General features: G+C 69.1%; 25 protein-coding genes and 1 pseudogene. 10 read left to right on the top strand and 16 right to left on the bottom strand.

Features of this window, described 5'->3' with window-relative positions; translation table 11 throughout:
* The first annotated feature begins 124 nt into the window (after nt 1-124).
* Entirely contained in the window at nt 125-1,522 is a 1,398-nt protein-coding gene (locus OHU89_RS28610; protein ID WP_405647008.1) for a purine-cytosine permease family protein, read from the top strand.
* Here the strand turns inward: OHU89_RS28610 and OHU89_RS28605 are convergent.
* Nucleotides 1,504-2,130: a hypothetical protein gene (locus tag OHU89_RS28605; protein WP_405647007.1), complete on the bottom strand. Its 627-nt coding sequence runs from the start codon at nt 2,128-2,130 to the stop codon at nt 1,504-1,506. The two genes, OHU89_RS28610 and OHU89_RS28605, sit on opposite strands and share 19 nt — an antisense overlap.
* Before the next feature lie 41 nt (nt 2,131-2,171).
* The gene (locus OHU89_RS28600) at nt 2,172-2,513 is read right to left on the bottom strand and encodes an ArsR/SmtB family transcription factor (protein WP_405647005.1); all 342 of its coding nucleotides are present in this window, start codon (nt 2,511-2,513) and stop codon (nt 2,172-2,174) included.
* A gap of 95 nt (nt 2,514-2,608) precedes the next feature.
* On the opposite strand from OHU89_RS28600, the gene OHU89_RS28595 reads away from it, so the two are divergent.
* Nucleotides 2,609-3,583, top strand: coding sequence for a zinc-binding alcohol dehydrogenase family protein (locus OHU89_RS28595; RefSeq protein ID WP_405647003.1), 975 nt, complete (start codon nt 2,609-2,611; stop codon nt 3,581-3,583).
* Nucleotides 3,584-3,791: 208 nt separating this feature from the next.
* Here the strand turns inward: OHU89_RS28595 and OHU89_RS28590 are convergent, their stop codons facing one another.
* Nucleotides 3,792-5,078, bottom strand: coding sequence for an RNA-guided endonuclease InsQ/TnpB family protein (locus tag OHU89_RS28590; RefSeq protein ID WP_405647001.1), 1,287 nt, complete (start codon nt 5,076-5,078; stop codon nt 3,792-3,794).
* Between OHU89_RS28590 and OHU89_RS28585 the strand changes: the two genes are divergently transcribed.
* Together OHU89_RS28585 and argG are read left to right on the top strand one after the other, a co-directional pair.
* On the top strand, nt 5,032-5,259 hold the full coding sequence (locus OHU89_RS28585; protein ID WP_405646999.1) for an Arc family DNA-binding protein: 228 nt from the start codon (nt 5,032-5,034) through the stop codon (nt 5,257-5,259). The genes OHU89_RS28590 and OHU89_RS28585 overlap by 47 nt on opposite strands.
* 223 nt (nt 5,260-5,482) lie before the next feature.
* Entirely contained in the window at nt 5,483-6,937 is a 1,455-nt protein-coding gene (argG, locus tag OHU89_RS28580) for an argininosuccinate synthase (RefSeq protein ID WP_266889170.1), read from the top strand.
* Nucleotides 6,938-7,119: 182 nt separating this feature from the next.
* On the opposite strand, the gene OHU89_RS28575 is transcribed toward argG, so the two are convergent.
* Entirely contained in the window at nt 7,120-7,887 is a 768-nt protein-coding gene (locus tag OHU89_RS28575) for a CDP-alcohol phosphatidyltransferase family protein (protein WP_405646997.1), read from the bottom strand.
* Between the two features lie 133 nt (nt 7,888-8,020).
* Between OHU89_RS28575 and OHU89_RS28570 the strand changes: the two genes are divergently transcribed.
* Nucleotides 8,021-8,932 (top strand): transglutaminase-like domain-containing protein, encoded by a 912-nt coding sequence (locus tag OHU89_RS28570; RefSeq protein WP_405646995.1) that lies wholly within the window; start codon nt 8,021-8,023, stop codon nt 8,930-8,932.
* Here the strand turns inward: OHU89_RS28570 and OHU89_RS28565 are convergent.
* A complete protein-coding gene (locus OHU89_RS28565) occupies nt 8,929-10,245 on the bottom strand; it encodes a PucR family transcriptional regulator (RefSeq protein ID WP_405646993.1) in 1,317 nt (438 codons plus the stop codon). The genes OHU89_RS28570 and OHU89_RS28565 overlap by 4 nt on opposite strands.
* 112 nt (nt 10,246-10,357) lie before the next feature.
* On the opposite strand from OHU89_RS28565, the gene OHU89_RS28560 reads away from it, so the two are divergent.
* Complete coding sequence (locus OHU89_RS28560; RefSeq protein WP_405646992.1) at nt 10,358-10,807, top strand: nucleoside deaminase; 450 nt, start codon at nt 10,358-10,360, stop codon at nt 10,805-10,807.
* Nucleotides 10,788-11,768 carry an isopenicillin N synthase family dioxygenase gene (locus tag OHU89_RS28555; RefSeq protein WP_405646989.1) on the top strand — a complete coding sequence of 327 codons (981 nt, stop codon included), beginning with the start codon at nt 10,788-10,790 and terminating at the stop codon, nt 11,766-11,768. Before OHU89_RS28560 ends, OHU89_RS28555 begins: the two co-directional genes overlap by 20 nt.
* Here OHU89_RS28555 and OHU89_RS28550 read toward each other — a convergent pair.
* The 10 genes from OHU89_RS28550 to hemL all read right to left on the bottom strand — a co-directional run bounded on the left by OHU89_RS28550 (nt 11,765) and on the right by hemL (nt 21,643).
* Nucleotides 11,765-12,172: a hypothetical protein gene (locus OHU89_RS28550; RefSeq protein ID WP_405646987.1), complete on the bottom strand. Its 408-nt coding sequence runs from the start codon at nt 12,170-12,172 to the stop codon at nt 11,765-11,767. The two genes, OHU89_RS28555 and OHU89_RS28550, sit on opposite strands and share 4 nt — an antisense overlap.
* Before the next feature lie 39 nt (nt 12,173-12,211).
* The gene (locus OHU89_RS28545; protein ID WP_405646985.1) at nt 12,212-13,162 is read right to left on the bottom strand and encodes a CU044_5270 family protein; all 951 of its coding nucleotides are present in this window, start codon (nt 13,160-13,162) and stop codon (nt 12,212-12,214) included.
* Nucleotides 13,159-13,764 carry an RNA polymerase sigma factor gene (locus tag OHU89_RS28540; RefSeq protein ID WP_405646983.1) on the bottom strand — a complete coding sequence of 202 codons (606 nt, stop codon included), beginning with the start codon at nt 13,762-13,764 and terminating at the stop codon, nt 13,159-13,161. Before OHU89_RS28540 ends, OHU89_RS28545 begins: the two co-directional genes overlap by 4 nt.
* Nucleotides 13,765-13,866: 102 nt before the next feature.
* Nucleotides 13,867-14,967: a c-type cytochrome biogenesis protein CcsB gene (ccsB, locus tag OHU89_RS28535; protein WP_405646981.1), complete on the bottom strand. Its 1,101-nt coding sequence runs from the start codon at nt 14,965-14,967 to the stop codon at nt 13,867-13,869.
* A complete protein-coding gene (locus tag OHU89_RS28530; RefSeq protein WP_405646979.1) occupies nt 14,964-16,784 on the bottom strand; it encodes a cytochrome c biogenesis protein ResB in 1,821 nt (606 codons plus the stop codon). Before OHU89_RS28530 ends, ccsB begins: the two co-directional genes overlap by 4 nt.
* 3 nt (nt 16,785-16,787) lie before the next feature.
* Nucleotides 16,788-17,558: a cytochrome c biogenesis CcdA family protein gene (locus tag OHU89_RS28525; protein ID WP_405646977.1), complete on the bottom strand. Its 771-nt coding sequence runs from the start codon at nt 17,556-17,558 to the stop codon at nt 16,788-16,790.
* 1 nt (nt 17,559) lies between these two features.
* A complete protein-coding gene (locus OHU89_RS28520; protein ID WP_405646975.1) occupies nt 17,560-18,162 on the bottom strand; it encodes a TlpA family protein disulfide reductase in 603 nt (200 codons plus the stop codon).
* Nucleotides 18,163-18,228: 66 nt separating this feature from the next.
* Complete coding sequence (locus OHU89_RS28515) at nt 18,229-19,509, bottom strand: hypothetical protein (protein WP_405646973.1); 1,281 nt, start codon at nt 19,507-19,509, stop codon at nt 18,229-18,231.
* 131 nt (nt 19,510-19,640) lie between these two features.
* The gene (locus tag OHU89_RS28510) at nt 19,641-20,288 is read right to left on the bottom strand and encodes a histidine phosphatase family protein (protein ID WP_266899394.1); all 648 of its coding nucleotides are present in this window, start codon (nt 20,286-20,288) and stop codon (nt 19,641-19,643) included.
* A gap of 38 nt (nt 20,289-20,326) precedes the next feature.
* Nucleotides 20,327-21,643: a glutamate-1-semialdehyde 2,1-aminomutase gene (gene hemL / locus OHU89_RS28505; RefSeq protein WP_405646970.1), complete on the bottom strand. Its 1,317-nt coding sequence runs from the start codon at nt 21,641-21,643 to the stop codon at nt 20,327-20,329.
* Nucleotides 21,644-22,126: 483 nt separating this feature from the next.
* Between hemL and OHU89_RS28500 the strand changes: the two genes are divergently transcribed.
* Nucleotides 22,127-22,564, top strand: coding sequence for a hypothetical protein (locus tag OHU89_RS28500; RefSeq protein WP_003974483.1), 438 nt, complete (start codon nt 22,127-22,129; stop codon nt 22,562-22,564).
* A gap of 67 nt (nt 22,565-22,631) precedes the next feature.
* On the opposite strand, the pseudogene OHU89_RS28495 reads toward OHU89_RS28500, so the two are convergent.
* A pseudogene (locus OHU89_RS28495) lies at nt 22,632-23,321 on the bottom strand (tyrosine-type recombinase/integrase); the annotation flags it as partial.
* An 83-nt stretch (nt 23,322-23,404) separates the two neighbouring features.
* Between OHU89_RS28495 and OHU89_RS28490 the strand changes: the two are divergent.
* Both OHU89_RS28490 and OHU89_RS28485 read left to right on the top strand, forming a co-directional pair.
* Nucleotides 23,405-24,502: a glycosyltransferase family 4 protein gene (locus tag OHU89_RS28490; protein ID WP_405646968.1), complete on the top strand. Its 1,098-nt coding sequence runs from the start codon at nt 23,405-23,407 to the stop codon at nt 24,500-24,502.
* Between the two features lie 92 nt (nt 24,503-24,594).
* On the top strand, nt 24,595-25,647 hold the full coding sequence (locus tag OHU89_RS28485) for a serine hydrolase domain-containing protein (RefSeq protein ID WP_405646966.1): 1,053 nt from the start codon (nt 24,595-24,597) through the stop codon (nt 25,645-25,647).
* Nucleotides 25,648-25,650: the final 3 nt, after the last annotated feature.

Below are 25,650 nucleotides of genomic sequence, written 5' to 3'. Positions count from 1 at the left end.
TGGGGCGTCCTGCCGATGCCCCCATCGGTCCCGTCGATGCGTGCAGGTTGTACGCCGGTGAGGCTCCCGAAGCGGACAGTGCGCCTCTGGGCCGCGACCGTCGGGAACCGGACACTTGGCTCGCATGACGACTGCTCCGGCCGGCTCCGCCACGGCCATCGCCCCCGCATACGGTGACAAGGTCATCGCCGTCGAGACGGCCGGCTCGGAACCGATCCCGGACTCCGAGCGCCACGGCAGCCCGCTCCAGCTGCTGTGGACGTGGGCCTCTCCGAACATCGAGTTCGCGACCGTCTACATCGGCGTGATCTCGGTCCTCTTCTTCGGCCTGAGCTTCTGGCAGGCGACCGCGGCCCTGCTCCTGGGCACGGCGCTGGGGGCGCTGACGCAGGGGATCCTGTCGTTGGACGGTCCGCGGTTCGGTGTTCCGCAGATGGCGATAGGCCGCTTCTCCTTCGGTTATCGGGGGAATCTGCTGCCGTCGGGGGTCAACGCCCTTGTCGCGGGCGTCGGTTGGTTCGCGGTGAACAGTGTGAGCGCGGCCTTCGCCCTGAACACGCTGACGGATCTGCGGCCGCTCCCCTCGCTGTTGATCGTGGTCGCGGCCGAGGTCGTGATCGGTTTCATCGGCCACAACTTCGTCCACGCCTTCGAGAAGTACGCCTTCCCGGCCCTGGCGGTGGTCTTCCTGCTGGCCGGGGTGTGGACCTTCAAGGAGGCCGACCTGGGCGGCTCCGGCGCGGGCGGCGGCATCGGCGGCTTCCTGCTGGCGTTCAGCACGGCCTGGGGTTACGCGGCGGGCTGGAACCCGGGCGCCTCGGACTACTCCCGTTATCTCCCGCGCACGGCGAACCGCTTCCGGACGGTCCTGTATCCGGCGGTCGGTCTCTTCGTGTCGATCGCGATCGTGTCGGTGATCGGCGCGGCCTCGGCGACGCTCGTCGCCCCCGAGGGCGCCACCCCCACGGCCGCCTTCACCGGCCATCTCCCGAGCTGGCTCAGCCACTTGGTGCTGCTGGCGATCATCCTGGGCGCGGTCTCCGCGAACGCCCTGAACGTCTACTCCTCGGCCATGTCGATCACCTCGCTGGGTCTGAAGCTCCCGCCGTGGCTCGGCCGCAGCGCCATCGTCGTGCTGTGCGGTCTCGCCGGCACGGCGGCGGCGTGGGCGTCGCTTTCGGACGCGGGGCACGCCTACGAGGCGTTCCTGCTGGTGATCGCGTACTGGGTGGGGCCGTGGCTCGGGGTGGTGCTGGTCGAGCGGTGGCGGCAGGCGCGGATGCCGGACGAGGTGCTGGCCGCGAGGATCACCGACCGCACCTTCGCCAACTGGCCCGGTATCGCCGCCCTGTTGACCGGCATCGTGGTGTCCGTGCCGCTCTTCTCCAACCAGGAGAAGTACGTCGGCTGGGTGCCGGAGCAGTGGCCGTCGTTCGGTGACATCACGTGCCTGGTCGGGTTCGCGGTGAGCGCGGGGCTGTACGCGGTACTGCGGCGGGCGGATCAGCCTGCGTCGGCGTGAATCTGCCCTACGTGCTCCACCTTGATGTACCGGGGGCCGAACTCCTTCTCCACGAGGGGTTCGGCCTTCTTCGGGTCGTCGACGCCCACATGCACGAACCCCCGCTCGTCGACGCCGACTTCACGCAGCTGGAAGGTGCCGTCCCAGCGGTTCATGTCCTCGCTGATCCGGTCGGCGAGGGCGTCGAGGGTCTTGCGGTCGACGTCTGCGGAGTGCAGCCGTAGCTTCACGCCCTTCTCGGCGGCGTCGCAGACGGCTGTGTCGAAGGCGCCGGAGGGGATGCGCCAGATGTCGGCGGCGTTCTTGTCCTCGTCGACACCCATGCCGGTGTAGACGGCGGAGTGCTCGCCCGCGGCCAGCTTGTCGATGCGGGCGAGGGTGCGGTCCAGCGGGGTCACCTCGGGGTCGGCGTCCGGGGGCGCCGGGCGGGTGCCGACGCACCGGTCCTCGGCGGGGGCGCTCGCCTTCCTGACCGAGGCGCTTTCCCGCGGGGCGTCCAGCAGGCCGCCGTCGGTGTGCCCGGTCTCCAGCTCGTCGATGTACAGGGCTGCCCCCACCACCACACCGGCAGTGGCGACGGCCGCCGCGATCCACCTGAGGTTCGTCATGCCACTGTGACGCCGGAGCGGGTCAAACGGTTCACAGCGGGTCAGGAAACGACATCCTCGCGCAGAACCAGCGCCAGCAGCCCCGGGAACCGGGCGTCGAACTCCTCCCGCCGCAGCCGGTTGACCCGCTTGGGCCCCTCGTCGCGCTGCTCCACGAGCCCGGCCGCGCGCAGCACCGCGAAGTGATGGCTCTTGGCCGCCTTGCCGACGGGCACGTCGAAGGTGCCGCAGCTGCGCGACCAGTCTGCGGAGGCGGCCAACTCCCGTACCAGTTGCACGCGTACGGGGTCGGCGAGCGCCGCGAGCGCGGTGAGGACGGGCACGTCGTCGGGGTGGGTGTGCTCGGGGGCGGCGCGATGACCGGTGCCGGTGCGCTGTACCACGCGGGCCTCCCTCACGGGTTGCGGAGTGTTCGATGAAAACCATACAGTCGCGAGTGTTCGCTTTTCATTGAACACCCACTGGGGCGAGGTCTGACATGCGCGCGGTAGAGATCCAGGAGTACGGCGGTCCCGAGGTCCTCAAGGCCGTCGAGGCGGAGGTCCCCGGGCCCGGCCCGGGGCAGGTGAGCATCGACGTGGCGTACGCGGGGATCAACTTCGCCGACCTCAAGGCGCGGGAGTCGGGCTACCGGGTGCCGGGGCTGCCGTTCGTCCCGGGACTGGAGGTCTCCGGGCGGGTCCGGGCGGTCGGCGAGGGCGTGAGCGACCTGACCGTCGGCCAGGAGGTGACGGCCCTGACGGCGGGCGGCGGCTACGCGGCCGTGGCCGTCGCGGACGCGGCGACCGTCTTCCCGCTCCCGGCCGGCATCGACCTGCGCACGGCCGCGACGCTCCCGACGGTCGTGCCGACGGCGTACGCGCTCATCCACGCGGTGGGCCGGCTCCAGCCCGGCGAGACGGTCCTGGTGCAGGGCGCGGCGGGCGGTATCGGCACGGTGGTGGGCCAACTGGCGAAGGCGGCCGGTGGCAGGGTGCTCGGCGTGGTGTCCAGCGCGGCGAAGGCGGCGTACGCGCGGGAGTACGGCTACGACGAGGTCTTCGTCGGCGACTTCGAGGCGCCGGTGCGGGAGGCCACCGGCGGGCGCGGGGTCGACCTCGCCCTGGACCCGGTCGGCGGCGACACCTTCCGCTCCTCCCTGGCCGCGCTCGCGGTCTACGGGCGCCTGGTCTCCTTCGGCAACGCGAGCGGGGCGGCGGCGTGGAGCGTGGGGCAGCCGGAGCTGTACCCGTCGGGTGTCTCGGTCGGCGGCTTCTCCATCCTCACCCTCGCCCAGACCGCGCCCGACGAGCTGCGGGCACTCACCGAGCGGGCCTTCGCGAAGGTCGCCGACGGGACCGTCACGCTCCCCGTCACCGCCGAGTTCGGCCTGGCCGAGGCGGCGGAGGCGCACCGGCTGATGGGGACGCGGTCGAGCACGGGCAAGCTGCTGCTGAAGGTGGACGGTCGGTAAGGCACTGCTAGTAGGGCACTTCGCCGCACCAGGTCTCCGCCCAGGCGGATGCGCCGTACTTGTTGGCCGCGCGCACGGTGACGCAGATCTGGTCGCCCGAGAACGGGCCGTTGATCGTGTAGCTGGTGTTGCCGGTGGAGTAGACGGTGTCGACGTCCTTCGCGGTGAAGTTGCTGCCCTTGTTGGTGTATTGACATCCTCCCCCTTATCAAAAGAGGGGGATTCCAGCCCAGGTGGGTTGAGGTTCACGGACGCTCGAACGGCCGATGGCCGTTGTCATCCCTCCGGCACCGGCTGTTCGCCGGGGGCGGGGAAACCCACCCTGTCCTGCCGCGACATTGGTTGCTGCGTTCTCATCGGCGTTGCAGGTGAACCCGCAGGACACGCAGACGAAGTCGGCTTGGCTCTTGCGCGACTTCTTCTCGATCCATCCGCAGGCGGAGCACCGCAGGGAGGTGAAGGGCGCGGGGACGTCCTCGACGCGGCCGGGAGCCTTGTGCCCGGTGCGCTGCCGGAGCAGGCCCCATCCCTGGGCGAGGATCGCCCGGTTGAGCCCGGCCTTCTGCGCGACCTTCTTACCGGGCTGCTCAGCCGTCCCCTTCGCGGAGGCGGTCATGTTCTTGATGTTCAGCTTCTCGAAGCGCACGAGATCGCAGGTACGGGCGAGCATCGTTGAGATCTTCTCGCACCAGTCCTTGCGCCGAGCGGCTTCGCGAGCCTTGAGCTTGGCGACCTTGGCATACTCGGCCGTCTTGCGTTCGCTGCCCTTGGGGGCGCGGGCGGCACGTCGCTGATGCTTGCGGATCTGTGCGCGTTCTTTAGTCGTGAGCTGCGGGCAGTTCAGTTTCCGGCCGTCGGACAGGGCCGCGGTGATCTTCACGCCCCGGTCGATGCCGATGACCTCGCCCACGTCGGGCGCCTCGATCGACTCGGGGATGATGGCGAAGGCGATGTGCCACTGGCCGTGGCGGAAAGTGACGCGGAACGTCTTCGCGGTCGGCAGTTCGGCACGGGTAAGGCGGAAGCGTACCCAGCCGCAGCCAGGCACCTTCACCTGAGCCCACCGGCGATTGAGCTTCTGTACCACCACCGACCGGCCCATCACCTGCTTGCCCTTGGCGTTCACCTTCGGGGAGCCGTCCGGCTCGAACTCCGGCACGCGGTCGGTGCCGATGACCCGAAAACCCTCGTGCTTGAACTTCCTGCGCCAGGTCGGCTCGCCGAAGCCGGACGCGAACTTGGCGTTCTTGGCCTTGGCGAAGTCCTTCAGCGCCTGCTGCTGCACATCCGCGTTCCCGGCCCCGAGCCATTCGTTGTCCCGCCGGGCTTCGGTGAGCTGGCGACACTGCCCCGCGAAACCGGGCGCGGACCTGCGGCCCGGTTGCCAGTGTGCGTGCTGCTCGACCGCCAGGTTCCACACGTACCGAGCGTGCGCGCAATGTTCGAGCATGACACTCGCCTGCCCGCTCGTCGGGTACATACGGAGCCTCGCCATGGGTTCACTATGGGTCTATAATGGGTGCATGGTCAACTTCAATCTTCGACTCCCCGACGACTTGCACGAAGCCATCAAGGCTGCGGCCGAGCGTGAAGGGCGCTCTCGGCACGGACAGATTCTGTGGTACTTGCGACGTGCGGTTGAAAATGGTGAACGCCGTTCCGCCCAAGAGGCGTAACGGCTGCCCTACCGCGCTTCGCGGGGGTCCGCATTCACGCCCGACCCGAAGGCCGAGGCCCCCGCAAGGAAACAAGGCGAGTGTCGCCCGGCGACGACTGTCCGGCATCGATGGCGGAAGGGCGACTGTGTCTGCGAACGGGCGACCCTGACCGCCGGAGAGTGACGGGCGCCACTCATCATGGGGGTTTGCATGACCATGCGTTCCGATGCATAATCTTCCTATGTCCAAGGTCCTCACCTCCCTGCCCGCCGGCGAGCGCGTCGGCATCGCCTTCTCGGGCGGCCTCGACACCTCCGTCGCGGTCGCGTGGATGCGTGACAAGGGCGCCGTCCCGTGCACCTACACCGCCGACATCGGCCAGTACGACGAGCCCGACATCGCCTCGGTGCCCGGCCGCGCCCAGACCTACGGCGCCGAGATCGCGCGCCTGGTCGACTGCCGCGCCGCGCTGGTCGAGGAGGGCCTGGCCGCACTCACCTGCGGCGCGTTCCACATCCGCTCCGGCGGTCGGGCGTACTTCAACACCACCCCCCTCGGCCGTGCCGTCACCGGCACGCTGCTGGTCCGGGCGATGCTCGAGGACGACGTCCAGATCTGGGGCGACGGCTCGACGTACAAGGGCAACGACATCGAGCGGTTCTACCGCTACGGTCTGCTCGCCAACCCGCACCTGCGGATCTACAAGCCCTGGCTGGACGCGGCGTTCGTGACCGAGCTCGGCGGCCGCAAGGAGATGTCCGAGTGGCTGGTCGCCCACCAGCTGCCGTACCGGGACTCCACGGAGAAGGCGTACTCCACCGACGCCAACATCTGGGGCGCCACCCACGAGGCCAAGACCCTGGAGCACCTGGACACCGGCCTCGAGACCGTCGAGCCGATCATGGGCGTCAAGTTCTGGGACCCCTCGGTCGAGATCGCCACCGAGGACGTGACGATCGGCTTCGAGCAGGGCCGCCCGGTCACGATCAACGGCAAGGAGTTCGCCTCCGCCGTGGACCTGGTCCTGGAGGCCAACGCCATCGGCGGCCGCCACGGCCTGGGCATGTCCGACCAGATCGAGAACCGGATCATCGAGGCCAAGAGCCGCGGCATCTACGAGGCGCCGGGTATGGCCCTTCTGCACGCCGCGTACGAGCGCCTCGTCAACGCGATCCACAACGAGGACACCCTCGCCCAGTACCACAACGAGGGCCGTCGCCTCGGCCGGCTCATGTACGAGGGCCGCTGGCTGGACCCGCAGGCGCTGATGATCCGCGAGTCGCTCCAGCGCTGGGTCGGCGCGGCGGTCACGGGCGAGGTCACCCTGCGCCTGCGCCGGGGCGAGGACTACTCGATCCTCGACACCACGGGCCCGGCGTTCAGCTACCACCCCGACAAGCTCTCCATGGAGCGCACCGAGGACTCGGCCTTCGGCCCCGTCGACCGCATCGGCCAGCTGACCATGCGCAACCTCGACATCGCCGACTCCCGCGCCAAGCTGGAGCAGTACGCGGTCCTCGGCCTCATCGGCACCGGCAGCCCCACCATCGGCGCCTCCCAGGCGGCGGCGACGGGCCTCATCGGCACCATGCCGGAACTCTCGGAAGGCGGCGCCGAGGTCATCGCCTCGCGCGGCGAGGTCTCCGAGGAGGACGCGCTGCTGGACAGGGCGGCGATGGAGCTGGGCACGGACTGACCAAGGCAACAAACGTAGGGAAAAGGCCGGTCGGAACATCCGACCGGCCTTTCTTGTTTCCGCCGGGTCCTGCAGCGCCCCGTTAGGGGCGCGGGGCTGTGTTGGATTTGCGGCTGCCGCCGCGCGGGCGCGACAAGCCACGACGGCGCAGCAGTCAGCCAACCACCGATGACGGCAGACGCTCAGCGCAATCGCGACGACGACAAGATCGACAACAGATGCGCCGGCACCATCACCCACGTGATGACAGCCAACGCACCCAGCACCCACCGAGTCGGCTCGATACCGCCGGTGACCTCATCCGCGACCGCGGCAACCAGCAGAACCAGCGACGCCTCGATTCCATTCGTCACCCGGTGAATCTTGAACGCGGCGGCAAGTCGCCGTACCGTCGCCACCCCCTCCGACCGCGGCCGTGTCGCCTCATCGTCCACGACACCCAGCCCCCGCCGCGCCCGGGCCACATCGACCAGATCGGTGGACGCCTTCAGCAGTACGACCCCCAACGCGGTGGCGACACCGACGGACAGCCACCCCCCGACCCCGGACTCGGCAGCCCGATACCCCGCTCCCGCCATCAGCGCCGCGTCGGCCAAGTAGGCACCCAGCCGGTCGACGTAGATCCCGCCCGCACTGTTCTGCCCCTTCCAGCGCGCGACTTCCCCGTCCACGCAGTCGAAGAGCAGGAACAACTGCATGCACACCACCGCCAGTACGGCACCGGTGAGCCCCGGAATCATCAGCGCGGCCCCCGAGGCGACCCCGAACACGACCATGGTCCAGGTCAGTTGGTCCGGCGTGACCCGCGTCCGCACCAGCTGCCGGGTGAACCGCAGCGACACGCGCCGCATGTACAGCCGCCCCGCCCAGTGCTCACCGTTGCGGCTGGCCAGCTTGGCCTGCGGCTGGACCACCTCCCGCAGCTCCTCCAGAACCGGGGCAGCGACCATGACCGTTCTTCCTTCTCCAGGGGCCCAACTGCCGCTGGAGCGGCGGTGGTCGGCACAGGCTACTTGACCTGTTGCGGAAGTTTCCCGACGGGGCCTCTGGACATTTTGTGCCGAATTTTGACACCGTCGAGCCATGCCCGAGACCAAGGAAGCCCTCGCCTTCTACGCCGCCCAGAGCACGTACTCCGACCCGGGCGCACTCGCCGGCGTCTACACCGATCTGCCGCACGACCCGGCCGAACTCGCCCGCATCTCCCGGGACTTGCTCATCCACCGCGTCGAGGGCGACCTCTTCGGCCACACCCACCCGACCGACCGCCTCCACAACGACGCCGAGTCCCGGTACATCGACGACACCCTGAACATCCTCGTCGAGCGCAACGCTGCCCCACTGTCCGTGCGACGCGAGCTCGGCGACCGTTTCGTCGGCATCTGCCGGGACTTCACGCTGCTGCACTGCTCGTTCCTGCGCCACGCGGGCATCCCGGCCCGGGTCCGGATCGGCTTCGCCGACTACTGGGGGTCGAGCTTCCACGGCGACCACGTCGTCACCGAGTACTGGGACGACGAACGCGGCTGGCTGCTCGCCGACGCCCAGCTCGCCGACCCCTTCGTCAGCGACCACTGGAAGGTGAACTTCGACCCGATGGACGTCCCCCGCGACCGCTTCCTCGTCGCGGGCGAGGCTTGGCGGGCGATCCGCGAGAAGGGTGCCGACGAGAGGACGTTCGGCCTCCATGGCCCGCAGGAGGGACCGTTCTGGGGCGAGCGGTACGTGGCCGGCAGCATCCGCCTGGACCTCGCCGCCCTCAACAAGGTCGAGACCCTGCTGTGGGACGTCTGGGGAGAGGACGAGGGCGAACCGGGAACACCACTGCCGGAGCCGGCGCGGAAGTTCTACGACGGGGTGGCCCCGGTCGTCTCCGGCGAGATCTCCTTCGAAGCGGCGCGAAAGCTGTTCACCGAGGACGACGTTCTACGCACCCCACAAACGGTGACCTCCTACGCCCCCTTCAACGGCCCGAGCGAAGTAGTCCTGCGCTAGGCCAACCCACGCAGGGGCGCGGGGAACTGCGCGACCAGCCACGACGGCACAGCAGCCAACCGACTACCTCCCACCTCGCCCGCCCCACCGGAACGCCCCCGAACAACCCGATACGCACAAGCCGCCGCCAACAGCTCCCCCAACAGATCCGGATCCCCGATCTCCAGCCCCAACAGAGACTCGATCCGCTCCAACCGCTGGTAAAGGGACTGCCGCCCGATATGCAGAAGGGCAGCCGTCCGGGTGGGCGAGCACCCGTTCCGCAGATGAACCTCCAACGTCCGCACCAGATCACTCGCATGCGCCGCCTCCCACTCCAGCAACGGCCCCAACGCATGCTGCACCAACCGCGCAAGCCGATCACGGTTCGCGTCGACGCCGCCCCGGGTCAGCTCCCGCTCCAGCGCGAGGGCCCGGGACGACGTCACCAGCGGCCCCTCGGGCGCCCCCGGCTCGGCGGCCGGGACGGTCAGGGCCAGCTCCAAGGTCGTACGGGCCGCCCGCAACGTGTCGCTCCACCGCAGCCAGCCGCTCCCGACGGCGACGGCATGCCCGACGGCCACGGTCAGGCCGGGTTCCGCGGCGGAGCGGAACGCGTCCTGGACCCCTCGTACGGGGTCACCGGACCGGGTCCCGGGCAACGCCAGCAGCGCCAGCACATCCCCCGGAAACGCCGCCCGCAGGACACTCGCCCCGCCCAGCACCCGTACCGCCCGGTCCACCACCCCCGTCTCCCGGGTCCCGTGCACGGACACCCCGATCAGTCGCGCCCCCGGCCCCGGATGGAACCCCGCGAGCGCCGCCCGCGCCTCCACCTCGGGCTGGTTCAGTGCCGCCCGGTCGGCGAGGTCGGCCAGCAGGGCCGCCGTGTGGTCGTCGCCCCAGGGCCGTACGACCGACCGACCGGACAGCCCTCGTGCCACGATCGCCCGATTGGCGGCCTCCGTGATCCGTACGAAGGGCACGACGCGGTGCATGGCCAGCAGCGGCAGCTCCAGGCGGCGGGCCTCGTCGACCACCTCGGCCGGCATGGCGGGCAGGGACCGGCCGACCTCCACCGCGAGCCCGGCCGCACCGCGCGCGGCCAGCTCCCGGACGTACCGGCGGCGGACCTCCTCGTCGGGGTCGGTGAGCCCGAAACCGTTGGTCAGCAGCAGTTCGCCGCCGTCGAGGAAGTTGGCGCCCTCGTAGACCTCGCTGGAGTGCACCCAGCGGACAGGGCGGTCCAGGGCGCCCTCCCCGGCCAGTAGCTCGGGCTCGGTGGCGCGGACGGGGTCGAGGGTGAGGACTTCGCGGAGGGTGAGGGCGGGCACGGGGTACCTCCAGGGCGCTGACAGTCCCGCTGACAGAACGTCCGGCTGTGGGATGCGGGGAGAGTACTTTCCGCACGTTGCCCTCGTGTTTCGGCCACAGGAGAGTGAAGGCATGGACCCCACGGACCCGCACACCCAGCTCGCCACCGCCGTCGCGGAGGCCCGCGCCGGTCTCGCCGAGGGCGGCATCCCGATCGGCGCCGCGCTCTACGGAGCCGACGGCGCCCTGCTGGGCCGCGGCCACAACCGGCGCGTCCAGGACGACGACCCCTCCATGCACGCGGAGACGGCGGCGTTCCGGGCGGCGGGGCGGCAGCGGTCGTACCGCGGTACGACGATGGTGACGACCCTCTCGCCCTGCTGGTACTGCTCCGGCCTGGTCCGGCAGTTCGGCATCTCCCGGGTGGTGATCGGCGAGGCGACCACCTTCCACGGCGGCCACGACTGGCTCGCCGAACACGGCGTGGAGATCGTCCTCCTGGACGACCCGGAGTGCGTCGAGCTGATGCGCGACTTCATCAAGAACAACCCGGCACTGTGGAATGAGGACATCGGTGACTGAGCAGCCGCGCATCCCCACGATCGACCTGAGGCCCTGGGTGGACGGTGACACGGACACCCGGGCCGCCATCGCCCGTACCGTCGACGAGGCCCTCCAGACCGCCGGGTTCCTGCTGGTCACCGGCCACGGTGTGGATCCGGAGCTGCGCGCCGCCATCCGGGAGGCCGCGCGGAACTTCTTCCGGATGGCCGTCGACGTCAAGGAGCCCTACACCGCGAAGGTCGGCGGGCGTGGGTGGCTCGGTCCGGGTGCGGAGGCCAACGGCTACTCGGAGGGGACGGAGACCCCGCCGGACCTGAAGGAGTCGCTGACCTTCGCGACGCACGAGCCCTTCGAGGATCCCGAGATCAACGCGGAGTGGTACGCGCCCAACGTCTGGCCGGCGGAGGTGCCGGAACTCCGGACCCTGTGCGCGGAGTACCTGGCACGGATGGGTGAGCTGGAGAACCGGCTCCTCGACCTGCTCGGTGTGGCCCTCGGGCTCGAACACGACTTCTTCTCCCGGCACATGGACCACCCCACGTACGGCTTCAACATCAACTGGTACCCCGGGACCGAGGTCATCGGCGAACCCCAGCCCGGTCAGTTCCGCATCGGCCCGCACACCGACTTCGGCACGGTGACGATCCTCGACCGGCAGGCGGGGAAGGGCGGGCTCCAGGTCTGGACGGACGAGGGCGGCTGGGAGGATGCACCCTTCGACCCGGACGCCTTCACCATCAACATCGGTGACCTGATGGCCCGTTGGACCGGCGACCGCTGGCGCTCGGGACGCCACCGGGTACTGCCCCCGCCGGCGGACGCGCCCGCCGAGGAGCTCATGTCCCTCGTCTACTTCGGTGAGTGCACACCCGGGACGCTGGTGGAGTCGGTGCCGGCGCCGGTGGGACGGGTGGCGTACGAGGCCGTGGACTCCCACGTGTACCTGCGGGAGAAGCTGGACTCGATCACGGTCGACTAAGGCTCGACCTGTTCGACCTGCTCAATCAGCTTCTCGAAGCGGGTCCGCCAGCGCGGCTCGGACTCCCCCTCACCCTGGAACTCGTGGGTGAGGCGGAGGACCGAGCCGTCGTCACCGTCGCGCTCCAGGTGGAACCTGATCCGGCCACCGCCCTCCACCGTGTACTCGGCGACCCGCTCCACGTCCCAGGCGGTGACCTGCCCGGCCCCCAGCCCGCGCAGCGCGACGGCGCCGCCGAGCCGGGGTTCGAGCACCTCGGCTTCCGTAAACCAGCCCGCGAGCCCGCCCGCCGTGGCCAGCGCCGGCCAGACCGCCTCCATGGGCCTCGGGAGTCGCACGAGGAAGTGCAGAATGTGCGTGTTCCCGTGGGTCTGGCTGGTGCCCTGCTCGATGGAACCGCTCATGACACCAGCCTGGCCCGTGGGGCGAGGTTCCGCACATGGTCAGGGGCGCTGGTCCTTCTTGTCGACGATGGCGCGCTCCAGGACCGCGGTGATGGCCACGACCGATCCGGCCTTGATCACGCCGTTGCAGCCCACGTCGAGCTTGCTCTTGACGTCCTTGAGCTGCACGAGCCGGGTGCCGATGGGAAGCCAGGTCTTGCTGTCGAAGATCAGCTCCTGTCGGTAGGTCCCTTTCCCGTGGACGAACCCGACGGCGGTGCCGTGCCGCCCGGCGGCGTCCACGGAGTCCTTCACCAGGACGACCCCGGGGATCTTGGCAACCGCCCGGTAGAGCGCGGCGCCGACCTTGGGGGGCAGGATGCTCTCCAGGGCCAGCCCGGTCGCTGTTTTGAAGGCGTAGTACGCCGGGCTGTATCCCTTGCTGGTGTTCTGCTCGTACAGCCACGCGAACATCTTGTCGGGGTCGGTGGGCAGATCCTCCCAACCGCGGTAGAAATCCTCGGAGTCCCGGGCGGGGTGGACCGGCAGGGTGCCGACCCCGGGGCTCCGCAGCAGCCCGTCACGCCGGCCGTCGACGGACGTCCAGATCTCCCTGCTCTGCAGCGGCCCAGCCGTCGCGACCTTGCAGGTGCGCTCGGAGATCCCCCACGCCTCCTTGGACTTGATGTAGGTGAACTGGTCGTCGCGCACCTTGGGCACGTCCTGGTGCTCGGCGACGAGGGCCGCGTCCTCCAGAAGCTGAGTGACACCCGGGGAGCCCTTCGCGGCGGGTGGGACGGAGGAGTCTCCGTCGGACGACGGTACGGCGAGCGTGAGGGTCACGGCGCTGACCGCCGCGACGGCTCCCGCGACCAGGGCGGGGCGCAGCCAGGGTCGGCGTACCCGTGTCTCGTTGTCCTGCTGTGTCTCCTGCCGGATCTCGGTCATCAGATGCTCCTTGAGCAGTCGGTGACGGCCCGGCGGAAGGTCCTTCTCGGGAAGCTGGTTCATCGGTTTCCCTCCCTCAGGGGCCTGACCGCGGTGGTGCGGTCATCTCTCATCTGTCCGACCGTTTGGGAGAGTTCCATGTGTTTCGCGAGTTTTGTTCTCGCGCGCGAGAGCCGGGACCGTACGGTCCCCACCGGCACCCCGAGCGCCTCGGCGGCGGCCGCGTAGTCGAGGCCCGCCCACACGCACAGCGCCAGCACCTCCCGCTCGGCCCGCCGCAGCCGCGCCAACGCGGTCCGGACGACGGCCAGTTGCGCGGTGTCGTCAAGGCGCCCCGCGACCTCGTCGGCGAAGTCCCGGACCGCCTCGTCACGCGGCACCCGGGCGACGGCGGCGGCATGACGACGGGCCGAGCGGCGGGTGTTGCGCGTGACGTTGGTGGCGATGCCCAGCAGCCAGGGCCGCAGCGAGCCGCCCTCCTCGTCGATCTTCGCCCGCAGCCGCCACGCGTCGAGGAAGGTCAGCGAGACGACGTCCTCGGCCGTCGTCCACTCCCCGGTGAGCCGGTAGGCGTGGTTGTAGACGGAGCGTGCGTACGCGTCGAAGAGGTCGCCGAAGGCGTCGTGGTCCCCCGCGCGAATCCGTTTCCGCAGATTCGTATCCACGCCCCTCTGCCTGTCCGCACGACGAAGACCGGTTCCCGTGACCGAGGTATGACTCAGGTCACAGGGAACCGGCCTTCACCGTAAGGCGGTTACGCCCTCCGCCTACACACCCGCGTAGGAGTGCTTGCCGGAGACGAAGATGTTGACGCCGTAGTAGTTGAACAGCCAGCAGCCGAACGCCAGGAGAGCGAGATACGCGGCCTTGCGGCCCTTCCAGCCGGCCGTGGCGCGGGCGTGCAGGTAGCAGGCGTAGGCGACCCAGGTGATGAACGCCCAGGTCTCCTTGGGGTCCCACCCCCAGTAGCGGCCCCACGCGTCGCCCGCCCAGATCGCGCCCGCGATGATCGTGAACGTCCACAGCGGGAAGACGGCCGCGTTCACGCGGTAGGAGAACTTGTCGAGGGACGACGAGGCGGGCAGCCGCTCCAGGAAGGAGGTGGCGAAGCTGCCGGGCTCGCCGCCGTTCGCCAGCTTGTTCTCGTACGAGTCCTTGAACAGGTAGAGGATCGTGCTGACCGCGCCCACGTAGAAGACCGCGCCGCACAGGATCGCCGTGGAGACGTGGATGTACAGCCAGTACGAGTGGAGGGCGGGAACCAACTGGTCGCTGGCGGTGTACAAGACAGTGACGGCGATGCCGAGATCGAGGAGGACCGACGTGATCAGGAACAGCCCGAGCCAGCGCACGTTCTTCCTCAGCGCGAGCAGCGTGAGGTACACACCGACGGCCACCGTGGAGAAGGTGATGTTGAACTCGTACATGTTGCCCCACGGCGCCCGCTCCACCGAGGCCGCGCGGGCGATGACCCCGGCGAGCTCGATGAGAAAGGCGAGCACGGTGAGGGACACGGCGATACGCCCGTAGAGGTCCCCCTGCTCGTCCCCACCGTGCGCCCCGGGACCGTCCGGCACATCCCGCTGACCGGCCGCGGCCCGCACCACGACCTTCGGCCGTTCCAGTACGGCGGTGGAGCCGCCCTTCTTCACCGTCACGGCTGGCGCCTTCGCCTTGCCGGCCGTCCCCTCGGTGAGCGCGGCGGCGGTACGACCGATCTTGCTGCGGCTACCGAAGATCCATTCGGTGATGTAGGCGAAGAAGGCCAGGGTGTAGACGGCCATCGCGGAGTAGATCAGCGTGTTGCTGAGATTCGCGAGGTTTTCGTTGGTGGCGGCGGCCAACTCGGTTGTGGCGGCGAGAGTCACTTCTCGGCCCCTTCGGCAGGTACGACTTGGGGGTTGGGGGTGGTGGTTTTCTCGGTGCTCGGCTCCGCGACGGGGTCGGCGACCGGGGACTTGGCGGCGCTCTCGGGATCGGCGGCCTTCGGCGCGCTCCGCGTCCCGTCGGCACCCGTGTCGTCCTCGCTGTCGGGTGCGCCCGGCGCCTGGTCGTAAAGAATCCCCGCGAGGTCGCCCAGTTCCTCCGGCACCTTCGCGGACTCGCTGCGGCCCAGGCCGGCCATCTCGACGACCGTCACACCGTCGGCGCCCCTGACCGCCCGCACCCACACCCGGCGGCGGGAGATGAACAGGGAGCCGGCGAGGCCGAAGATCGCGACGATCGAGCCGGTCAGGGCCCAGTCGCTGGCGGGCTGGCGGGTGACCTGGAAGTTGGCCCACTCCGCCGTGGAGTCGTAGGTGATCGAACCGGCGCCGTTCGGGAGCTTCATGGTCTCGCCCGGCTTGAGGTTCTCCCGCTGCTGCTTGCCCTTGGAGTCCTTGAACTCCTTCAGATGGGACTTGTCGAGCTGGTAGACGCTCTGCGGGATGCCCGCGTCGACCCCGAGGTCGCCGTAGTAGCCCGCGAGGTTCAGCACCGGGTTGTTGAGCGCCGGGAAGGTGGAGGCCGTCTCGCTGCCGGCCGTGTACGTCGGCAGGAAGAAGGCCTCGAAGCCGAGCTGCTCCCGCACACCCTTGGCGTTGCGGTAGCCGTCCATGACCTTGACGACACCCGAGGAGGTGATGTTGTTGTCGAGCGGCAGCAGCGGTACGGCGTCGCGGTAGACGACATTGCCCTTGCCGTCGCGGACCGTGATCACGGGGGCGTAGCCGTGGGCGGTGAGGTAGACCTTGGAGTCGCCGATCTCCAGGGGCTTGTTGACCTTGACGACCGTCCGCTTGCCCTTGCCGTAGGCGCCCACGCTGTAGGTGAGGTCGGCCTGGAAAGTGCGCGCGGTGCCCCGGTTGGGGCCGGCCTTCTCGTAGCTGCCCTGGAAGTCGTTGAGGGTGAAGCTGAACGGGTCCAGCTCGTCCTGGTCGAAGAGGGTGCCGGACTTGAAGTCGTCGTACTGAAGGAGGGTGTTGGAGAACCCGTCGCCCTCGACGACCAGCTTGTTGCCCTCCATCTTGAACAGCTGGCCCCAGGCGAAGGCGATCAGCATCACGATGAGCGCGATGTGGAAGGCGAGGTTGCCGACCTCGCGCAGATAGCCCTTCTCGGCGGCGACGTTGTCACCGGCGAGGTGGGCGCGGAAGCGGCGCTTCCTCAGCAGGGCGAGCGCGGCCTCGCGGACCTGCTCGGGCCCGGCCTCGGTGCGCCAGGTGGTGTAGGCGGGCAGCCGGGTCAGCCGCTTCGGGGCGCCCGGCGGGCGGCCGCGCAGCTGGCCCACGAACTGCCAGGTGCGGGGCACGATGCAGCCGATGAGGGAGACGAACAGCAGGATGTAGATCGAGGAGAACCACACCGAGCTGTAGACGTGGAAGAGACCGAGCTTGTCGTAGACGTCCCCGAGGGTGGGGTTGGCGTTACGGAAGTCGGCGACCTTCGTCTCGTCGGTGCCGGTCTGCGGGATCAGCGAGCCGGGGATCGCGCCCAGCGACAGCAGCAGGAGCAGCAGCAGCGCGACGCGCATGGAGGTCAGCTGCCGCCAGAACCAGCGGAGCCAGCCGATGACGCCCAGCGAGGGCAGGTTGGGGGCGTCCTCCACGGGGGCGGTGGAGAGCTGGGAGCCAGCCGCGCTCAGGTCCTCGTCGCCGGTGGCCGGGGTGGAGTCGGTGGGCGCGTTGGTTGTCGTCTTGCTCATCGATCAGATCCCCACAGTGAAGCCGTTGGACCAGACTTGCATCTCCTGCACGATGCGGTCCCACGCGCCCGACAGCAGCAGCACACCGGTCAGGATCATCATCGTGCCGCCGATGCGCATCACCCAGACGTAGTGGCGCTTGACCCAGGCGAAGGCGCCGAGTGCCTTGCGGAAGGCTACGGCAGCCAGCACAAAGGGGAGACCGAGGCCGAGGCAGTAGGCGACGGTGAGTATGGCGCCGCGGCCCGCGCTGCCCTCGTTGGCCGCGAGGATCGTCACCGAGGAGAGCGTGGGGCCGAGACAAGGTGTCCAGCCGATGCCGAACAGCGCGCCCAGCAGGGGGGCGCCGGCGAGCCCGGTGGCGGGCTTGGTGTGGAAGCGGAACTCGCGCTGGGTGAGCCAGGGCATCAGGCCCATGTAGAAGACGCCCATGAGGACCATCAGGACGCCGAGGATCTTCGTCAGAACGTCCTTGTTCTCCTGGAGCGTCTCGCCCCAGTAGCCGAACAGCGCCCCGCCGGAGACGAACACCACGCTGAAGCCGAGCACGAAGAGGGAGGCACCGGCGACCATCCGCCCGCGTCGGGCGTCCGCCAGATCGGTGCCGCTGACCCCGGTCACGTACGAGAGATAGCCGGGCACGAGTGGCAGAACGCACGGGGAGAAGAAGGAGACGAGGCCGCCGAGCACGGCGATGGGCAGCGCCAGCAGCAGGGCACCGTGCAGCACCGTGCCGTTGGTCGTGGCCTCGGCGAGCGTGAACGTCGCGCTCACGTCACTTCTCCGCGAGGACGGGCTTGATCATCCCGGTCAGCGTTTCCTCGCTGAGCGCCATCAGCGCCCGCGCCGCGATCTTGCCGCTCCGGTCGATGACGAGCGTGGAGGGGATCAGCTGCGGGTTGAGCGTGCCCTTCTTGAACCGGAGCATCTGCTTGCCCGTCGGGTCGTACAGGCTCGGGAAGGTGACCCCGAACTCCTTCTCGAAGTTGATCGCCGAGGTGGTGTTGGTGTCCCGGGTGTTGATGCCGACGAACTGGACGCCCTGGCCCTTGAGCTTCTCGGACACGGCCTGGAGGTTCTTCGCCTCCGCCCGGCAGGGGGTGCACCAGGAGCCCCACACATTGACGACGAGGACCTTGCCCTTGTAGTCGGCGGTGGAGAGCTGCTCGCCGTCGATGGTCTTGCCGGACAGCACCGGGGCGGCGTCCCGCTTGCCCTGGGAGGCCGTGTCGACACCGTCGTTTCCGGTGATGAAGTTGGTGTCACCGCTGCCGCCCACCTTGCCGCCGGAACTGCACGCGGTGAGGGTCAGCGCGGCTGCGGCGGCCGTGGCGGTGAACAGGACGGCTCGACGGTTGGTGCGGGTCAGGGCACTCATGTGAAAAGTTTCGCATGCCCGTTCTGGGGATCTTGCGCACCCCCCTTGCGGGCGGAAATCCGCATTTCAGGCGGCGTTCGCGGAGCTCCCCGCGGTGCTCTGCGAGCTGTCCTTCATGAACGCGTTCCAGCCACCGGCTGGTTCCTGACCGACGTCCAGCGTCCGCAGCTGGGCCAGCACCTCCGGCTTCTGTACGTCCATCCAGTCGACGAACTGCCGGAAGGAGACCAGCCGTACGTCCTCGCCCTTCTCCTTCTCCGCCGCGATGTGCTTCAGGGCTTCCTCGACGGCGTCCATGTAGATGCCGCCGTTCCACTGCTCGAAGTGGTTGCCGACGAAGAACGGGGCGCGGTTGGTCTCGTAGGCACGCTGGAAGCCGGCTATGTAGGCCCCGGCGGACTGCTCTCGCCAGGCCGGGTAGTTGTGGGCGGGCGCGTTGGTGGAGTTGATCGACTGGTTGGCGAGCATGTTGTAGTCCATCGAGAGGACCTCGAAGCTGTGCCCGGGGAACGGGATCGCCTGGAGCGGCAGGTCCCACAGCCCGTCCTTCTTCTCCGGCCAGACCTGGCGGCCGCCGGGCGAGGAGGCGTCGTAGCGCCAGCCGAGCTCCTTGGCGGTGGGCAGCAGGTTGTCCTGGCCGAGGAGGCAGGGCGTACGACCGCCGACGAGCTCCTTGTCGTAGTCGAACGGCAGGGCGGGCAGATCGGTCCACCCCGTGTTGGTCCGCCACTCCTTCACGAAGGCCTTGGCCTGGTCGATCTCGCTGCGCCACTGCTGGGGCGTCCAGTTGCCGACGGTGCCGGAGCCGGCGCAGAAGTGGCCGTTGAAGTGGGTGCCTATCTCGTGCCCTTCGAGCCAGGCGCGCCGGACGTTGGTCAGGGTGGCCTTGACGTGGTCGTCGGTGAGATAGCCGATGTCGGAGGCGCCGACCGGGTTGTTGGGCGGGTCGTAGAGCCGCTTCTTCGACTCGGGCAGCAGATAGAGCCCGGAGAGGAAGAAGGTCATGTGGACGCCGTGCTCCTTGGCGAGGTCCAGGAAGCGCGGGAAGAGTCCGTTGCCGACCTCGCCGGCGCCGTCCCAGGAGAAGACGACGAACTGCGGCGGCTTCTGGCCCGGCTCCAGCGGTTCCGGCTTGGCCGGCTGGTGGGGCTGCTTGCCCGTGTACGACGTGGAGCCGTCACCGAGGGGGCGGGCGCGGTGCGCCTGGGCACTGGGCTTGCTGCCGGTGGAACCTCCGGCATGGCTCGGCCCCTCTGACGAGGTGAGGGTGCCGCAGCCCGCGAGCCCGAGGGCGGCCGCACCACCCACACCGAGTCCGAGTGCTCCCCTACGGGTGAGAGTGCGCATTGCATCCCCGTTCGTCACGTCCTGCGAAGTGGTCACCCATTCAGAGGACGCGACGAACGAGAAGGTTCCCCTCGATCACAGCGATTCAGCAACAAATGTCACGAACACGTCTTGAGCATCACGCCTTTCGGCTATGCACCGAAGGCTTTGTCCTTGCCCTTCACCGGCTTGGCACCGGCACGCAGATGCGCGGGCACCAGATCGATCGCGGGCTCGCTGTACCCCACGGACACGATCTTGTCGCCCTGATACGTGAACGTCGTCAGCGAAGCGAGCGTGCACTGCCGCCGCCTCGGGTCGTGCCACAACCGCCGCTTCTCGACGTACGACCGCACGATCCAGATCGGCAGCTGATGACTGACCAGCACCGCCTCATGCCCGCGCGCGGCATCCTTCGCGGCGTCCAGCGCCCCCATCATGCGGACGACCTGGTCGACGTAGGCCTCACCCCACGACGGCTTGAACGGGTTGACGAGGTGCTTCCAGTTCTCGGGCCGCTTCAGGGCCCCGTCGCCGACGCCGAAGGTCTTGCCCTGGAAGACGTTGTCGGCCTCGATGAGCCGCCCGTCGGTCGCGAGGTCGAGGCCGTGCGCCTTGGCGATCGGCGTGGCCGTCTCCTGCGCGCGCTCCAGCGGGGAGGAGCAGACGTACGTGACGTCCCGCGGGGCCAGGTGCTCGGCGACCCGGTCGGCCATCTGCCGCCCCAGCTCGGACAGGTGATAGCCGGCGAGACGGCCGTAGAGGACCCCGTCGGGGTTGGCCACCTCACCGTGCCGCATGAGGTGTACGACGGTGATGTCGGGGTTGGTCGAGGTGCTCACGCGGTCGCCTCCGCTGCCGCTCGGGCCGCCGCCGGGAGGGCGTCGGCGATGCGCTGGACCGCCTGGTCGTCGTGGGCCGTGGAGACGAACCAGGACTCGAAGGAGGACGGCGGCAGATAGACGCCGTCGGCCAGCAGCGAGTGGAAGAAGGCGGTGAAGCGGAAGGACTCCTGCTTCTTGGCGTCCTCGTAGTCCCGCACCTCACGGTCCGTGAAGAAGACGGAGAACATGTTGGAGGCGTTCTGCACCCGGTGGGCGACGCCTTCCTTGGTGAGCGCCTCGGTGACGAGCGACTGGATCCGCGCGGACACGGCGTCGACCTTGTCGTACGCGGCGTCGTCGAGCAGCCGCAGCTGGGCGAGGCCCGCGGCGGTGGCGACCGGGTTCCCGGAGAGGGTGCCGGCCTGGTAGACGGGCCCGGCGGGCGCGAGGTGCGCCATGACGTCGGCGCGACCGCCGAAGGCCGCGGCCGGGAAGCCGCCGCCCATGACCTTGCCGAAGGTCATGAGGTCGGGCCTGACCCCGTCGATGCCGTACCAGCCGGCGCGGCTCGTCCGGAAGCCGGTCATGACCTCGTCGGAGATGTAGAGGGCGCCGTTCTTCGAGCACGCGTCCTTGAGGCCCTGGTTGAAGCCGGGCCGCGGCGGTACGACGCCCATGTTGCCGGGCGAGGCCTCCGTGATCACACAGGCGATCTCGCCGGGGTGCCGGTGGAAGGCCTCCTGCACGGCCTCGAGGTCGTTGTACGGCAGGACGATGGTGTCGCCGGCCTGGGCGCCGGTGACGCCTGGCGTGTCGGGAAGGGCGAAGGTGGCGACACCGGACCCGGCCGCGGCGAGGAGCGAGTCGACGTGACCGTGGTAACACCCGGCGAACTTGATGACCTTGGTCCGCCGGGTGAATCCGCGGGCGAGCCGGATGGCCGACATGGTGGCCTCGGTGCCGCTGGAGACCAGCCGCACCTGCTCCAGCGGCTCGATCCGGGCGACCATCTCCTCGGCGAGCGCGACCTCGCCTTCGCCGGGCGTACCGAACGACGTGCCGCGCGAGACGGCGTCCTGGACCGCGGCGATGACCTCGGGGTGTGCGTGCCCGAGGATCATGGGCCCCCAGGAGCAGACGAGGTCGACGTACTCACGCCCGTCGGCGTCGGTCAGATACGGGCCGGTACCGGACACCATGAACCGGGGCGTTCCGCCCACGGCGCGGAAGGCGCGCACGGGGGAGTTCACGCCGCCTGGTGTGACGGTGGCCGCACGGTCGAACAGTGCCTGTGAGGCAGGCGCATCATATGAATAGGGCGTTTCGCTCATGACCTGCGACTTCTCCGACTTCTCGGACTCCGGTTGCCGACTTTCCTCCTCAGGGTAGGCCAGCGGCCCTGACCGACAGCGGTCTGTGGTCCGACGGCATCTGCGAAACTGAGAGCTGATAGACACAGCTCGTGCGGCCCCTGGTGTTCGGGTGCTGCGAAGATCCTGCGGACAGGTGTTTCAACGCACGTTTCGGCGGGCGGCCGTGGGGGAGGTCACTGACACGATGATCGGGTTGCGCGGCGGGGGCCACGCCTCCTAGAAAAGCAGTCGGGTGGAGATATGCATCGCGGTGGCGGACTGGGCGAGGGGACTGATGACCTGGGTCCTCGACGTGCCCGGCGGGGAAGGCACCGGCGCGACGCGGAGGAAGCCGCAGAATCACGTCAAGGAGATGCGGTACCGAGTGAGTCGGAGCGGGACGACCGACGTATCGAACGTCGGATCGAGCAGCTGGGGGCGGGGAGCAGGAATGGTGGTCGGGTGGGGGTGACGTACAAGTACTTCGGCGCGCCGGACGGCGCGACCGCGGCCCGCGTCCCGATCTCGATGCGCCCCGAGGAGCTCGGCGGCGACGAGCTCGGGATGAACGGCATGTTCACCAAGATCAAGCCGGAGACCATGGCGGCGATGGTCCTCACCGGCATAGAGGGCGTCCCGCTGCACAAGGTCCCGCCGCTGGAACTGGTCGTCCTGCACCCCGACTACGCGGTCGTGAAGCTCCCCATGACGGTCGTCGACCCGCTGCGCGGCATCGGCGAGGAAGCGGTGGGCGCGGCGGCGTTCATCTGGTCGACGGTCCCGGACCGTGGCGGTCCGCGGGACGCGTTCAACGTGTACCAACTGCTGCACGAATGGCAGGACTTCAGCCATCGGTTGCATGAGGCGGGGCATCAGCCTTATTGCCTTGTTTGGCCGTGACCTGGGGTTTCGTGGGATTCGGGCGGGGTCTTCGGGCCTCGCCTTTTTCATGTCCCCAGAGGGGCCGTCAGGCGGCCAGGGCACATTGAGGGCACATTGGTTTTGCTGGGGGCACTGATGTGCCCTGGGCGGCGGGTGGGTCGCCGTTGTCTTCCGCCTCGGCTTCCGTGAGGGCGTCGTCGATCGCCTTGCGGGTGCGGGTCTCGCTGGACGGCAGCAGGTGCGTGTACGTCCGCAGCGTGAAGCCCGGGTCCGAGTGACCGAGATATTCGGAGAGCGCCTTGATGCTCTCCCCCGCGTCCAGGAGCACGGAGGCGTAGGCGTGCCGGAGGGCGTGCATGCCGTCTTCCGGAGCCGCCTGGAGGTACCTCGCACCGCGCTCGCGCGGAGGGATCACGCCGGCGGCGGCCAGGGCGAGCTTCCAGCCACCCATGTTGAAGACGCTGCGGTTGTAGGCCCGGCTCTTCTCGTCCACGAAGAGGAGGCGGAAGGTCTTCGGTTCGCCGTCCGGTTTGGCCCATGGCAGCGTGACGGCGACGGGTGGGAACTCCTTCATGTGGGCCTTGAGGGTGGCGGCAAGTTGGGCCGGCAGGGGCACTGACCGGATCTTGTTGCCCTTGGGCAGGGCGAAGACAGGCTTCGTACCGACCAGCCGCACCTGGCGATTGACGTGGATCCAGCCGCCCTTGAAGTCGATGTCCTCGACTGCGAAGCCGAACACCTCGCCCTGGCGCAGGCCGCAGCCGAAGGCGAGCTCTACCAACTGCACGGCCTCAAGTACACCGCGACCGCAGGCATCGACATCTCGCGCCTCTACGAAGAGCTAGCCGGAGGTACCACGTGAGCCCTCTGGTCGCGCCCGCCCTCGACATGCCGTTCGGCAGCGCGGGCGGAAGTGTCGAGCTCTTCCTCGACCTCTACACCGGCGAGCACCCGCTGATCCCAGCTCGTGCCTTCATGCTCGCCCCACAGACTCCTCCGCCTCGACTGCCTGCGGGGCTGGAACTGATGGCTGTGGCCGGCAGATGCCTCTCCGGACCGCCCTTCACGACGTACGTCAACGCGTTGCGCCGGGCCCTGGCGCAACGCATCGACCCGTCCAGCGTCGACGTCCTCCACCTCCAGCACCTCGCCTTCGGCGGAACCCCGGCCGTGATCCGCACATTGCCCGCCCACCCCCGCATCGCGCTTGTCCACGGCACCGACCTGCTGTTCGCCGAAGCCCACCGCGACCAACTCCGAGTCCTGCAGGAAACCGTACGCCTCGCCGATACCATCGTCGTCCCGACCGGCGCCATGGCCGACCGACTGCTCCAGCTCGCCCCCACCACCGACCGCCGGAAGATCACGAAGATCCCCTGGGGAATCCCCGACCACCTGCTCACCACCCCACCACGGCGCCCCGTCCGCCGATCAACCGGACACCTCCGGCTGCTTTACGCAGGACGCCTCACCTCCGAGAAGGGCATTGAGACACTCCTGCGCGCCATGCCCGTAGCCCGGGCCGTCGAACTGAGCATCGCGGCACCCCGCCACCAGTTCCACGGGCTGACCCCGCTCCTCCGTCTCCTTAAGGTCCACGTCCGCTACCTCGGCTGGCTCAGCCGTCCACAACTGTGGAGAACCTTCGCCGATCACGACGCCCTCCTCATGCCCTCGACCACCCTCGAAGCCATGGGTCTGGTCGCACTCGAAGCCCAAGCGTGCGGACTGCCGGTCGTCTACCAGCCCATCCCGGGCCTGAGCGACACCCTCGCCACAACCGGCCTGGCCACCGACTTCACCAACCCGGCCGCACTCGCCCAGGACCTCAACCGGCTCCACAGCACCCCCGGCCTGCTGCCCGCCCTCCAGGCCGCAGGCCGCACCAACGCCGCCCGCTACCCCCTCACCGCCACAGCAGCGGCCTTGAACGACCTCGGCAAACAGCTCGCCTGACGACCCACGCCGCAACGGGATCCGCGCCCGGCTCATCACTACGCTGAGCACCGGGGCACCCCACGGCACGGCCCACGATCGATCGGGAGACCATGGCGCTCGACCTCGACACCGACCGCATCCAGCAACTCCTCCACGACGGCGTCCGCGACAAGGTCTACCCCGGCGCCGTCTGGGCTATCGGCGACAGCCTCGGAATCACGGCCAGCGGCACCGTGGGCGTGCTGGATCCCGAGCGCCCCGGCGAACCGATGCGACGCGACACCGTCTTCGACATCGCCAGCCTGACCAAGATCCTCGCCGTGTGGTCGACCATCGGCTGCCTCGTCGAGGATGGCAAGCTCCAACTCGACACGCAGCTTGGAGACTTCTGGCCCGAGGTGAGCGGCCATCCGCTGGCCAAGGTGACTGCACGGCACCTACTGACGCACACCGCCGGCGTCCCCCTCCGGGCCAACCTCCGGAACCTCTACGGCTCCGATCCCCAGGACATCCGCGACGGCGTCCTCCGTGAAGCACTGCACCGGCCACCCGGCGAGGCCGTGGAGTACACCGACCGCGCCGCACTCATCCTCGGCTACCTCGCCGAATACCTCTCCGGTCGGAGCCACGACGCGCTGGCAGACAGCCGCGTGTGGCAACCCCTGGGCATGACACAGACCCGCTTCGGGCCACTACCCGACGGTGCAGCGGCCAGGTGCGCGCCAACCGAGCTCGATGACGACACGGGAACTCATCTCAAGGGATCCGCGCACGACTTCTCCGCCCGCTTGCTCGGCGGGGTATGCGGCATCGCGGGCGCGTTCTCCATGCTCGAAGACCTCATCACGTTCCTGCGCTACCTGCTCGCTCCGGCCCAGGTGAGCGAGTCACCCGGATTCGGCGCGGGATGGATCAAGGAATCCTTGCAGATCCACACGGGTGAACTGAGCCCGCCCCGTGGCCTCTTCTGGCACCCGGCCCCAGGCACCGCGCCCAAAACCGACGACATCTGGGTCCACTACGGCTTCACCGGCACGGGTCTGTGGATCTCCCCCGGAAAGGACCGATGGGCGACTCTGCTCACCAACAAGCTTTACTACACCCGTGACCGCGAGCCGCTCACCCTCGCCCGCAACACATTCCGCGCTCTCTCCTTCGCCTGAGCC

Origin of the sequence: Streptomyces sp. NBC_00019 (genome assembly GCF_045041015.1) — a bacterium.
GTDB lineage: Bacteria > Actinomycetota > Actinomycetes > Streptomycetales > Streptomycetaceae > Streptomyces.
Note: the sequence above shows the minus strand (reverse complement) of the source record. Positions and strands in the feature narration are given on the sequence as shown.

Excerpts from the sequence above, each read along its gene's own strand:
- OHU89_RS28610 (WP_405647008.1), top strand. The coding sequence starts at position 125 with ATGACGACTGCTCCGGCCGGCTCCGCCACGGCCATCGCCCCCGCATAC.
- OHU89_RS28605 (WP_405647007.1), bottom strand. The coding sequence starts at position 2,130 with ATGACGAACCTCAGGTGGATCGCGGCGGCCGTCGCCACTGCCGGTGTG.
- OHU89_RS28595 (WP_405647003.1), top strand. The coding sequence starts at position 2,609 with ATGCGCGCGGTAGAGATCCAGGAGTACGGCGGTCCCGAGGTCCTCAAG.
- OHU89_RS28585 (WP_405646999.1), top strand. The coding sequence starts at position 5,032 with ATGACACTCGCCTGCCCGCTCGTCGGGTACATACGGAGCCTCGCCATG.
- OHU89_RS28590 (WP_405647001.1), bottom strand. The coding sequence starts at position 5,078 with ATGGCGAGGCTCCGTATGTACCCGACGAGCGGGCAGGCGAGTGTCATG.
- argG (WP_266889170.1), top strand. The coding sequence starts at position 5,483 with ATGTCCAAGGTCCTCACCTCCCTGCCCGCCGGCGAGCGCGTCGGCATC.
- OHU89_RS28575 (WP_405646997.1), bottom strand. The coding sequence starts at position 7,887 with ATGGTCGCTGCCCCGGTTCTGGAGGAGCTGCGGGAGGTGGTCCAGCCG.
- OHU89_RS28570 (WP_405646995.1), top strand. The coding sequence starts at position 8,021 with ATGCCCGAGACCAAGGAAGCCCTCGCCTTCTACGCCGCCCAGAGCACG.
- OHU89_RS28560 (WP_405646992.1), top strand. The coding sequence starts at position 10,358 with ATGGACCCCACGGACCCGCACACCCAGCTCGCCACCGCCGTCGCGGAG.
- OHU89_RS28555 (WP_405646989.1), top strand. The coding sequence starts at position 10,788 with ATGAGGACATCGGTGACTGAGCAGCCGCGCATCCCCACGATCGACCTG.
- OHU89_RS28550 (WP_405646987.1), bottom strand. The coding sequence starts at position 12,172 with ATGAGCGGTTCCATCGAGCAGGGCACCAGCCAGACCCACGGGAACACG.
- OHU89_RS28545 (WP_405646985.1), bottom strand. The coding sequence starts at position 13,162 with ATGAACCAGCTTCCCGAGAAGGACCTTCCGCCGGGCCGTCACCGACTG.
- OHU89_RS28530 (WP_405646979.1), bottom strand. The coding sequence starts at position 16,784 with ATGAGCAAGACGACAACCAACGCGCCCACCGACTCCACCCCGGCCACC.
- OHU89_RS28520 (WP_405646975.1), bottom strand. The coding sequence starts at position 18,162 with ATGAGTGCCCTGACCCGCACCAACCGTCGAGCCGTCCTGTTCACCGCC.
- OHU89_RS28515 (WP_405646973.1), bottom strand. The coding sequence starts at position 19,509 with ATGCGCACTCTCACCCGTAGGGGAGCACTCGGACTCGGTGTGGGTGGT.
- OHU89_RS28510 (WP_266899394.1), bottom strand. The coding sequence starts at position 20,288 with ATGCGGCACGGTGAGGTGGCCAACCCCGACGGGGTCCTCTACGGCCGT.
- hemL (WP_405646970.1), bottom strand. The coding sequence starts at position 21,643 with ATGAGCGAAACGCCCTATTCATATGATGCGCCTGCCTCACAGGCACTG.
- OHU89_RS28485 (WP_405646966.1), top strand. The coding sequence starts at position 24,595 with ATGGCGCTCGACCTCGACACCGACCGCATCCAGCAACTCCTCCACGAC.